The following is a 5,953-nucleotide window of genomic DNA, read 5'->3' as shown; positions in this document are numbered from 1 at the left end:
TTTAGAATTTCGTTACTGGGGTAGCCGATGGCTCGGCGAGTGTACGACAGGCAACCACCGTGAGTAAGATAATGCTCAACAGCAGCAATTTTCTGTGTACGTGAATAGCGTTCTCTTGGTTTTAATTCCCTGGGTAAATCGCCCTTCTCTTCATAAATCCGAACCCAACGGCCCAGCTGTTTTGTGGAAGGATATCCCAGCTCCATGACGACAACGGAGGCTTTCTTTCCGTACCGGTAATAGAGTTCGACGGCCCGAATCCGGTCCTCGTATGAATGCATAAATTAACTCCTGAAGGTCCAGGAATTTGTCCGCACTTCCTTTGAACCATTCTAAAATGTCCCCAGACAATTCTCTGGGGGATTTTTCATGATCAAAGAGACTGTTACGATGAGTCATAAGGAACTCCACCGACTTCAGATTATTCAGGAGTCAATTAATCGACATATTACTCAGGAACAAGCTGCGGCACGCATTGGCATTTCTATTCGGCAGGTTAAACGTCTGGTGCAACGGTATAGAAATGAAGGGCCTTCTGGTCTGGTTTCCCACCGACGTGGAAAGCGTCCTAATAATTCCTTTTCTACTGAATTCAGAGCAACAGTAATTTCACTCCTCAAAGGCCGTTACGCTGATTTTGGACCTACGTTTGCGTGCGAAAAATTGCGCGAGATACACGGTTTATCTTTATCCGTTGAAACTCTCAGAAAGTGGATGATAGAAGAGGGGTTATGGCGTGAACGCCGTCGTAAAATTGCCCGTATATATCAACGCCGCATGCGACGACCATCTTACGGTGAACTGATCCAGATTGATGGCTCACCTCATGACTGGTTTGAAAATCGAGGCCCCAGATGTACACTGATCGTTTTCATTGATGATGCCACCAGTGCGTTGATGGCGTTGCGTTTTGTGCCTGCTGAAACAACCCGGGCTTACATGGAAACCCTCCGGGGTTACCTTAATGATCATGGCGTACCGCTCGCTCTCTACTCTGACAGACACAGTATATTCAGGGTAAATAACCCAGAGCGGGAAGGTGAGCTGACCCAGTTCACTCGTGCGATAAAGACACTGGGCATCGAGCCAATCCATGCCAACAGCCCGCAGGCAAAAGGGCGGGTAGAGCGCGCCAATCAGACACTACAGGACAGGCTGGTCAAAGAAATGCGGCTTCAGAATATCAGTGATATTGAAACAGCAAATGCATGGTTGCCGACCTTTATTGAAGCCTATAACAACCGGTTCGCTACGTCGCCTCGTACTACTGATAATGCTCATCTTGATGTGCACCATTCTGAAGAGGAACTGGGTTATATCTTCAGCCTACAGGCGAAGCGCGTTCTGTCTAAAAATCTCACTTTCCAGTACAAAAGCAGTGCGTTTCAGGTACGCAGTGAGGGCCGGGGATATCGACTTAGGCATTCGGTTGTTACTGTATGCGAGAACTTTGACGGTGAAATTAACGTTCTGTATGACGGGAAAGCGCTGGGCTGGGAAAAGTATGTTGATGGCCCGGAGCCTATACCACTGGATGATGAAAAGAGTGTCCATGAACGAGTGGATAATGCCCGTATTGATTTACGCTCAAAATACTATGTTAAACCTAAAGCTGACCATCCCTGGCTTACGCGCCGAACGCAAAGTCATCAGCAAGTTAAGCCCCCGAAGTTACCTAAAAAGAAGCCTGATCCCGATAAAAAAGATTGAAACCAAGATCGATTCGGTTGAGTGCATATCCATTCATAGGGTAGATTCTTAAGTCGCGTTTCTGGTGTTCATTTTCGGGTGGTTTGTTACTTGTTTTACCGGGGATATGCCAGAAACGCGCTGAGTCAGTCTGGGCGGTGCGCGTAATGCGGCGTTATGGTAAATAGCCTATGCTAATGTCCGCTAAGAGCGAGAAGCGGACGTTTGGTTGACGAACTATATATATAAAAAAACATAGCCCGTCAGAATTGTGTTTTAGGGTTTGCTGATAACTGCAACATATAAAATTGAACCATCATTTTCATGGCTTACCGGTCCACTGACCCGTACCAGGTCCTGAGCATCGAAGTGCTGCCCGTTCCAGACTTTCTGCGGGATGCGGACTTTGATGGTACCGGTTGGGTCGCGGAACGTATACCACTCGTCCTGCTGCTGGCTGACAACATTGCCTTCCAGTGTGATCCACGCCCCTTCGTGCATTGACGATACGATCTGAATCCGGCTTTGACTATTCTCCTGCTGAACTTTATGACCGGCATACATGTGCTCAGTGACGACAGGCTCTTTCTCTGCGGAGAAGCCACCTTGCGCTGCCAGAGCAGGAATGGCGATGAACGAAGTGAGTAACACTTCGGTGACGAACTGACTGAAATATTGTTTTTGCATAGCAGATTCCATTTATAATTTTACATCCCCCATGGGGGATATTGTCGATGATAAATGAGCGGCTATAAAAGCTCAATTCCTATCCCCGGCAGGGGGATAAAAATATGATGGGCTTCAGAAATATAAAACCCACCGGTTGGTGGGTTCAGGCGTGAGATTCATACAGGAGAAAATCAGCTCGTTACGCCGATCCAGCCGTGATAGCCCATGTAAATGCCGACAAGTGCAATCAGTACGCTTGAGAAGTATGGAGCCCGCCGCGCCAGCGTATCCAGGCCACTCCAGCGTTTGGTTGCCTGACGAACGCTGAAAGCCGCCGCTGCGCCCACTGAAACCAGCGTGATCGCTAAACCGATGCTGAAACACAGTACCAGCGCGGCACCGAGCGTAAATTCCTTCACCTGGATGCAGAGCAGCAAAACGGTAATGGCTGCCGGGCAAGGAATAAGGCCGCCGGTCAGGCCGAACAGGATTATTTGTCCGGTGGTTACGCTGCGATTCGCAAAACGTTTTTTGATGTCGTTCGCATGCGCTTTTTCGTGAGCATCCTGATATTCGCGAGAATTAACATCCAGACCTTCCAGCGAGGAATGATCGTGGTCGTGTTCATGTTCACGGAATTCCACATCATAATCATGCACATGGCCGCGATGGCCTAAAGACAGGCGAACATCAAAGCTGTGTGGCTCCGGGATCGCCAGGGCCGATTCCATAAACCCGTCTTTTTCGACGAAATCAAATACCTGTGAAAATGTCCCTGGACCACGGTTGGTCACCAGAGAAATGTCGCGAGCTTCCCATTTCTTGCCGCTGAGCGAGCGTAAACGCCAGTGAGGGGGTTGTCCTTCTTCGAAAATCGAGAGTTCAACGCTGCCATGGCCCGTATCGATGATGCGGGTTTCGTCATGATCGTGATGACCGTGGCTGTGTTCCTCTTCCTGCTCCATCTTCCACAGCTTTTCGCCGCGCCAGGTTCGCCAGAACATCCATGCCGCCGTACCGAGAATGATGACGGCGGAAATCAGCTGAAACCAGGGTTCGGCTGATTCAGCAGTGAATTTCTGACTGATATACATTCCGCCGAACGCAATGAGCCAGACAACAGACGTATGAGAAATTGTCGCGGCAAGCCCCAGTAATACCGCTTGCTTGACCGTTCCCCGGATGGCCACAATAAAGGCGGCCATCATCGTTTTGGAATGCCCTGGCTCCAGTCCGTGAAGCGCACCGAGCAAAATAGCGCTGGGGATGAACAGCCAGGCATTGGCCACGCCTTGCTGTAAAAGAGTGGAAAAATCAGTCATGTTTCGCTTGCCTTAAAGATATTTAGTTATCTCTTTAAATTCGCTAAGCGTCTTATCAGACTCCGTGTGGTCAGCATGAAGGGCATCCTCCAGGCAGTGATCCAGATGGTCATGAATTAAGGTACGCTTCGCATTCGTTATCGCCTTTTCCACAGCGTGCAGTTGCTGGGCGATATCCAGACATGCTTTCTCATCTTCGAGCATCTGGATGGTACTTTTCAGGTGCCCTGCGGCACGTTTAAGTCTTTTAATAATGTCAGGGTGTGATGCATGAACGGTCATGGTTTATCCTCTCCAGGTGGAAGGGATAAGATAATGTGTATCAACGCCATGGTCACACTTTTTATCGGCTTATCCTCTCCTGATACGTTGTCTTTTTTTGGGAAATTACTTCTCTTTCTTCGGCCAGGACGGATGTTCATCGTCAATGACGAAATCATGCTCATGGGTCGATTCGTTGTTTGTTTCCGGGTCTTTGTGGCTGTGAACCTGAGCGTACACTTCATGCTCAGGACGCCAGATAAGTACGGCGGTGACCAGCGACAATGTTGCCACAACAGTCAGGGCGATGAATGAAGCCTGTGTCCCCCATGCCGCACCAACCCATCCGGCCAGCGGATAAGTCACCAGCCAGCATGAATGTGACAGTGCAAACTGGGCGGCAAACAGCGCCGGTCTGTCTTCCGCTGTTGACGAACGGCGCAGCAGGCGACCACCCGGTGTCTGAGAAAGTGAATAGCCCACCCCCAGCAGTGCCCAGAGCACAACCAGCGTGATGTAATCCTTCAGGAAAATGCCTGACCCCAGGCCAATGACTAAAAGCGCCGTACCTGCAAGCATCGGCATACGGTCGCTCATGTTGTCGAGGAGTCTGGGGAGAACCAGGGCCGATACCATGGACCCCACGCCGAAGAAGGCCAGCGCAATAGCGGTAGACCGCTGTGAGAAACCAAAGTCCGCCTGAACCAGAACGACGGTGTTGACGATAACCATTGCACTCGCTGCCGCTACGGCCATGTTGAGTGCCAGCAGGCCGCGCAGTCTGGGCGTTTTCAGGAAGATGCGCATACCTCGTGTAGTTTTGTCATAGATGCTGCGTTTGACCGTTAACGCTTTCATCTTCGGCAGTGTCACGGAAACAACCAGAGCTGCTGAAGCAAGGAACCCGACTGCCGTACCGGCAAACAGGTTGTGGAAACTCATGACCGTCAGCAGTGCAGCCGCCAGCATAGGGCTGATGACGCTTTCAAGATCGTAGGCCAGACGTGACAGAGACAGCGCCCGGGTATATTCACGTTCGTCAGGAAGAATATCCGGGATAGTTGCCTGGAAAGTAGGCGTAAACGCCGCCGAGGCAGCCTGAAGAATGAAGATCAGGATGTAGATTTCCCATATCTGGGTGACAAAAGGCAGCGTGATAGCCACGAGAGCGCGAACCAGGTCCAGTGTTACCAGCATGGTGCGACGCGGGAATTTATCGGCAAAAGCCGCCGCCACGGGCGCAACAAGAATATAGGCGCTCATTTTGATAGCCAGCGCGGTACCCAGCACTGCCCCGGCTCTGTCACCTGCGAGATCGTAGGCCAGTAACCCTAACGCAACGGTCGCCAGACCGGTGCCAATAAGGGCGATAACCTGTGCCATAAACAGGTGGCGATAGGTACGATTAGAAAGAATGTTGAGCATCAGGAAATCTCTTGGTTTGAAATCACATCCCCCCCAGGGGGATATTCAAAGCATAGAGGGACCTGAAAAAAATGACAAGCTTTATCCGGGTGAGGAGGATACTGATTCGTCTGTTATCTTGGATGTTAAATAAAAAAGCTTCAGGTATCCCAGCGTTATACCTGAAGCAGCATAAAAAGTGTCGAAGGTGTTATCGCCGCTTCCCTGCGCAGCCCCTCCTGACGAGAAGGGAATTAACTCAGTTGTCCCAGACAGGTTTTCAGGCTCAACCGGGTGGCGGCTTTGTTGAATAAATCAGATTTCGGGTAAGTCTCCCCCGTAGCGGGTTGTGTTTTCAGGCAATACGCACGCTTTCAGGCATACCTGCTTTCGTCATTTTGTTCAGCGCTCGTACCAGGGCCATAGCCTCCGCAACCTGACCATCGTAGTCACGCAGCGTCAGTGAACCCCCGAACAGCTGTTTTACCCGGTACATCGCCGTTTCCGCTATCGAGCGACGGTTGTAATCTGTTGTCCATTTCCACCGCGCATTACTCCCGGTCATTCGCTGATTAGCCACTGCACGGTTACGGTCTGCATATTCACCG

At 50.5% G+C, this 5,953-nt stretch carries 5 protein-coding genes and 2 pseudogenes; 1 reads left to right on the top strand and 6 read right to left on the bottom strand.

All coding sequences use genetic code 11. The annotated features are described in order from the left end of the window. Window positions 1-281: pseudogene (locus HMPREF1024_RS29775) on the bottom strand (IS3 family transposase); the annotation flags it as partial. An 88-nt stretch (window positions 282-369) separates the two neighbouring features. On the opposite strand from HMPREF1024_RS29775, the gene HMPREF1024_RS00445 reads away from it, so the two are divergent. Next, a complete protein-coding gene (locus HMPREF1024_RS00445; protein ID WP_004196353.1) occupies window positions 370-1,710 on the top strand; it encodes an IS1202-like element ISEsa1 family transposase in 1,341 nt (446 codons plus the stop codon). Between the two features lie 255 nt (window positions 1,711-1,965). On the opposite strand, the gene HMPREF1024_RS00450 is transcribed toward HMPREF1024_RS00445, so the two are convergent. The 5 genes and pseudogenes from HMPREF1024_RS00450 to HMPREF1024_RS00470 form a co-directional block, all read right to left on the bottom strand. After that, window positions 1,966-2,388 carry a YgiW/YdeI family stress tolerance OB fold protein gene (locus tag HMPREF1024_RS00450; RefSeq protein ID WP_139108066.1) on the bottom strand — a complete coding sequence of 141 codons (423 nt, stop codon included), beginning with the start codon at window positions 2,386-2,388 and terminating at the stop codon, window positions 1,966-1,968. A gap of 161 nt (window positions 2,389-2,549) precedes the next feature. Continuing rightward, window positions 2,550-3,680 carry a Ni(II)/Co(II) efflux transporter permease subunit NcrC gene (locus HMPREF1024_RS00455; protein WP_004196366.1) on the bottom strand — a complete coding sequence of 377 codons (1,131 nt, stop codon included), beginning with the start codon at window positions 3,678-3,680 and terminating at the stop codon, window positions 2,550-2,552. 12 nt (window positions 3,681-3,692) lie between these two features. Beyond that, the gene (locus HMPREF1024_RS00460; protein ID WP_004196355.1) at window positions 3,693-3,962 is read right to left on the bottom strand and encodes a nickel-sensing transcriptional repressor NcrB; all 270 of its coding nucleotides are present in this window, start codon (window positions 3,960-3,962) and stop codon (window positions 3,693-3,695) included. A 105-nt stretch (window positions 3,963-4,067) separates the two neighbouring features. Then, entirely contained in the window at window positions 4,068-5,366 is a 1,299-nt protein-coding gene (nirA, locus tag HMPREF1024_RS00465; protein ID WP_004196314.1) for an MFS transporter, read from the bottom strand. Between the two features lie 334 nt (window positions 5,367-5,700). Beyond that, window positions 5,701-5,953 (bottom strand): annotated as a pseudogene (locus HMPREF1024_RS00470) (IS5/IS1182 family transposase); the annotation flags it as partial.

The sequence above is a fragment of the Klebsiella sp. 4_1_44FAA genome (genome assembly GCF_000238715.1).
Lineage (GTDB): Bacteria > Pseudomonadota > Gammaproteobacteria > Enterobacterales > Enterobacteriaceae > Klebsiella > Klebsiella pneumoniae.
Note: the sequence above shows the minus strand (reverse complement) of the source record. Positions and strands in the feature narration are given on the sequence as shown.

Excerpts from the sequence above, each read along its gene's own strand:
- HMPREF1024_RS00445 (WP_004196353.1), top strand. The coding sequence starts at position 370 with ATGATCAAAGAGACTGTTACGATGAGTCATAAGGAACTCCACCGACTT.
- HMPREF1024_RS00450 (WP_139108066.1), bottom strand. The coding sequence starts at position 2,388 with ATGGAATCTGCTATGCAAAAACAATATTTCAGTCAGTTCGTCACCGAA.
- HMPREF1024_RS00455 (WP_004196366.1), bottom strand. The coding sequence starts at position 3,680 with ATGACTGATTTTTCCACTCTTTTACAGCAAGGCGTGGCCAATGCCTGG.
- HMPREF1024_RS00460 (WP_004196355.1), bottom strand. The coding sequence starts at position 3,962 with ATGACCGTTCATGCATCACACCCTGACATTATTAAAAGACTTAAACGT.
- nirA (WP_004196314.1), bottom strand. The coding sequence starts at position 5,366 with ATGCTCAACATTCTTTCTAATCGTACCTATCGCCACCTGTTTATGGCA.